At 73.2% G+C, this 3136-nt stretch carries 4 protein-coding genes and 1 pseudogene; all 5 read right to left on the reverse strand.

Translation table 11 applies throughout. The features are described from left to right. A pseudogene (locus BM093_RS36885) lies at positions 1-181 on the reverse strand (hypothetical protein); the annotation flags it as partial. A gap of 98 nt (positions 182-279) precedes the next feature. After that, positions 280-594 carry a rhodanese-like domain-containing protein gene (locus BM093_RS34400; RefSeq protein WP_093357585.1) on the reverse strand — a complete coding sequence of 105 codons (315 nt, stop codon included), beginning with the start codon at positions 592-594 and terminating at the stop codon, positions 280-282. Between the two features lie 33 nt (positions 595-627). Further along, the gene (locus tag BM093_RS34405; RefSeq protein ID WP_342743066.1) at positions 628-1425 is read right to left on the reverse strand and encodes a sulfite exporter TauE/SafE family protein; all 798 of its coding nucleotides are present in this window, start codon (positions 1423-1425) and stop codon (positions 628-630) included. Continuing rightward, positions 1422-2069, reverse strand: coding sequence for a rhodanese-like domain-containing protein (locus tag BM093_RS34410; RefSeq protein WP_093357589.1), 648 nt, complete (start codon positions 2067-2069; stop codon positions 1422-1424). Before BM093_RS34410 ends, BM093_RS34405 begins: the two co-directional genes overlap by 4 nt. A gap of 96 nt (positions 2070-2165) precedes the next feature. Further along, positions 2166-3136 (reverse strand): rhodanese-like domain-containing protein (locus tag BM093_RS36470; protein ID WP_093357593.1); only part of this gene is annotated, 971 nt, incomplete at its 5' end.

The raw sequence follows: 3136 nt of genomic DNA on the forward strand, positions 1-3136 counted from the left end.
GCGCCGACGGGCGAGCCTGCGGCGGTCCCTCCGATCGGGTTCCCTCGCCCGGTGCCGCGCCGGCACGTGCGCGGCTCTGGGCGAGCCGGAACACGGCATAGCCCAGCAGTATCAGCACGATCAGCACTAGGACCGGCCATACCCCGGCCCAGCCCATCATCGATCCACCCATCATGGTCATGGCCTCCTCAGCCCGGCGCCCCTGCTCGGGGCAGGGGGCGTCGGGTGTCGCTCTCGTGCAGGGCAGTGATCCGGCTCGGATACCCGGTGGGGTGCGCGCTATCTGGTGGTGGTGGGGTGTCCGGAGTCGATCCAGCCCTGGGTGCCGCCGGTGACCGATACGGCGTCGAGGCCGGCCGCGGTGAGGAGTTCGGCGCCTTGGGCGCTGCGTCCGCCGGACTGGCACACGAGGTGGACCGGACGGTCGGTGGGGACCTCGGTGAGGCGGTCACCGAGTTCGGGCAAGGGAATCAGGCGGGCGCCGGGGATGTGGCCCTCGGCGTACTCGTCGGGGTTGCGGACGTCGATCACGGTCGCCTCGCCGGTGTCGCGGGCGGCGGCGAGGTCGTCGATGGAGATCTCACGGATGGTCATGGGGTGTGCTCCTTCGTGTCGTGTCGTTGCAGGTCAGGTGGTGGCGAGGGCGACGACGGTCTGGGCGGTCACGCCGGCGGCGACGAGCAGGACCAGCGTGGCGAACCCGCGGCTCAGCGTCTTCGCGGGCAACCGGCGGGCGAGGCGCCCGGCCGGGAGCGAGGCGAGGATCGCGGCGGCGGCGAACGGGGCGATGATGGTCCAGTCGAGCCCGCCTGCGGTGCCGGTAGCGCTGCCGGCGGTGAGGTAGGGCAGCAGGGCGGCGATCGAGTTGATGACGATGACGACCAGCGAGGTGGCCACCGCGTTCGGGGTCCGTAGCCCGAGGGCGACGACGAGGGCGGGCACGAGCAGGAAACCGCCACCGACGCCGAGTAACCCGGTCAGGAACCCGACCAGCAGCCCGGTCGCGACGGCGCGGGGCAGGCAGTCGCGCCAGGCGCCGCCGCCGTCGGGGAGCTCGCAGACCCCGCCGGCCTCGTCGGTGTCGCGCAGCATCCGCAGCCCGGCAGCGACCATGAGAGCGGCGAAGGCGAGCATCAGCCATCGGCCGTCGAGGTGCTGGTGGACGATCCCACCGAGAACAGCAGTGGGGACTCCTGCGGCGCCGATGATCGCGGCGAGGCGCCAGTTGACCTCGTGGCGGGCGCGGGGCGCGACCGCGACCGTCGAGGCCAGACCGATCACCACCAGCGATGCCGGGACCGCCTCGGCCAGCGGCAGCCCGAGGCCGTAGACGAGGGCGGGCACGGCGAGGATGCCGCCACCGCCGCCCACGAGGCCGAGCAGGGCGCCGATGAGCAGCCCGAACCCTGCCGCGAGAACGATCACCGCTGCGCGTCCTGCGGGTGTTCGTGCCGCCGGGCTCGCAGTGCGGCGAGGGTCTGGCCGATCTCGGGCTCGGCGACGTCGCGGTTGAGCGGGAGCCGGGCCAGGGCGGCGCCCATGGCGCAGGTGTTGCTCACCGCGGAGAAGGTGAGCCCGGCGCCGATCCCGCCGGCCAGCAGCCGGGCCTTCGGCGAGATGAACCGTCCCGCGGTCAGCCCGGCGAGCACGAGGACACCGGCGACGAGACGGACCTGACGCTCGAGCGCCCAGACCTGGGGGCCGCGCACGATGTCACCGCCGGCGGCGGTGTAGGCGGGCAGCCCGCCGTCGAGGACGTGGGCGCGCTCCAGACCCGTCGCGGCGAGGTGGCGCCGGGCCTGCTCGGCGCGCACCCCGGACTGACACACCAACACCACCGGGCCCTCGATGAGGGCGGCGACGTCACTCGTGTGCTCGGCCAGCGTAGGCAGCGGCACGTGGAAGGAGCCGCGGATGTGGGAGGTCCCGTACTCGGGCGCGCTGCGGACGTCGATGACCATTGGTGCACCCGCTCCCTCGCTCGCAGCGGCCCTGTGCCAGGCGAGGACGGTCGCGGCGTCGACGGTGCGCCCGAGGTGGGGCGTCTCGAGCGCGGAGATCGTGGTCATGGGAGAGGAGATCCTTTCGGTCTGCGACGAGGCGAGTCGCCCACGGAGCTGCGCCGGTGGTCGGTGGGCGCGGTGCCGAGTGCCCAGTCCCGGGGGTCAGCTGCCGGTGCTGGCGTGCTGGTCGGTCATCGGCAGCCCGGCGTCCGCGGCTCGCGGCCAGTCGTCGTTGATCAGGACCAGGTCGCGGCCGGGGCGGTCGAGCATCGAGGCGGCGATCGAGGCGCGATAGCCCGAGCCGCAGTAGACCCACACCTGGCCGTCGGGGACCTCGTCGCGGCGGCCTGCCAGCTCGTGCAGCGGAATGTGCACCGAGCCCTGCACCCCACCGGCGGCGCGTTCCTCGTCGCGGCGGGCATCGACGACGAACAACGCATCCTGGCCGCGCTCGGCGCGGGCCGCGGCCAAACCGGCGAAGTCCGAGACCGGGTAGGACCGCAGCCCCTGCCCGGCATCGAGGGACTCGATCGGGCCGGTCGCGGCGCCGGCGAAGTGGTCGATACCGATCCGGACCAGTTCACGCTGGGCCTCGGCGACCTGCTGCGGGTCGTCGCCGATCAGGGTCAGCTCGGCATCGAAGTCGAACGTCCACCCGAAGTAGGTGACAAACGGTGTCGCGAGTTCGTAGCCCAGCGAGCCGGGCAGATGACCGGCGGCGAACGCGGTGCGCTCACGCAGGTCGACCACCCACTGGCCGGCCTCGAGGCGGCGCCGCAGCTCGGCGGCATCGACCGGTTCCGGGGCCGACAGGTCGACCGGCGCGGGACCGGCGGTGTTCACCGGGCTCATGCGGGCGTAATAGGTCGGGAACGCGCCCAGTCCGGCGATCAGCGTGTCGACGTAGTCCTGCTCGTCCTGGGTCAGTGCCGGATTGCTGGTGGCCTCCTGCCCGACGGTGGAGCCGTCGGCGCCGCTGGCCGGGGTGCTGGCGCAGAAGCTACCGAATCCGTGGGTCGGGTAGACCGCGACCGCGGTGGGCAGCTCGGCGACCAGCCGGCGCACCGAGTGGTACTGGGCGTGGGTCAGCTCGACGGTGTCTTCCGGGGAGACGAGGTCGGTGCGCCCGGTGG

It is taken from the genome of Pseudonocardia ammonioxydans, assembly GCF_900115005.1.
GTDB lineage: Bacteria > Actinomycetota > Actinomycetes > Mycobacteriales > Pseudonocardiaceae > Pseudonocardia > Pseudonocardia ammonioxydans.

Excerpts from the sequence above, each read along its gene's own strand:
- BM093_RS34400 (WP_093357585.1), bottom strand. The coding sequence starts at position 594 with ATGACCATCCGTGAGATCTCCATCGACGACCTCGCCGCCGCCCGCGAC.
- BM093_RS34410 (WP_093357589.1), bottom strand. The coding sequence starts at position 2,069 with ATGACCACGATCTCCGCGCTCGAGACGCCCCACCTCGGGCGCACCGTC.